Below are 353 nucleotides of genomic sequence, written 5' to 3'. Positions count from 1 at the left end.
GGAAGTGGAAAATTCGTGTGAAAGTTGTTCAGTCGATATCGCTATATTGTGAAACCTGGCCAACATAGCCAGGCAAATCAAGCCGGTATCCAGCTCCGGAGAAGAGTGGGGTGACTCAGTACTCATTTCATTATCCTGCATCAGACAACTTTATCCTTTAAATCAAACATCTGGATATTCATCTCACCCCTAGTAAGCTATCCAGAAATATCCGCAATCCGTTTAGTAAACAAATCACAATTCATGTAATTAAACATTTATATCATCAATTAATAATAAATTTCACTTAAAATATTAACAAATCGTGACATTAACCACAAAATAATATTAACATTTGCTAAACTTATAACGCT

The 353-nt window shown here is 34.6% G+C and carries 1 protein-coding gene; it reads right to left on the bottom strand.

Going from position 1 to position 353, the window contains the following annotated elements:
• A partial coding sequence (locus tag Phpb_RS27255; RefSeq protein ID WP_131817515.1) for a cysteine peptidase family C39 domain-containing protein occupies positions 1 to 126 on the bottom strand: 126 nt, incomplete at its 3' end.
• Positions 127 to 353 lie beyond the last annotated feature (227 nt).

This window comes from Photorhabdus namnaonensis (genome assembly GCF_001684335.1).
GTDB lineage: Bacteria > Pseudomonadota > Gammaproteobacteria > Enterobacterales > Enterobacteriaceae > Photorhabdus > Photorhabdus namnaonensis.
The sequence above is the reverse complement of the archived record's forward strand: the minus strand, read 5'-3'. Positions and strand labels throughout refer to the sequence as shown.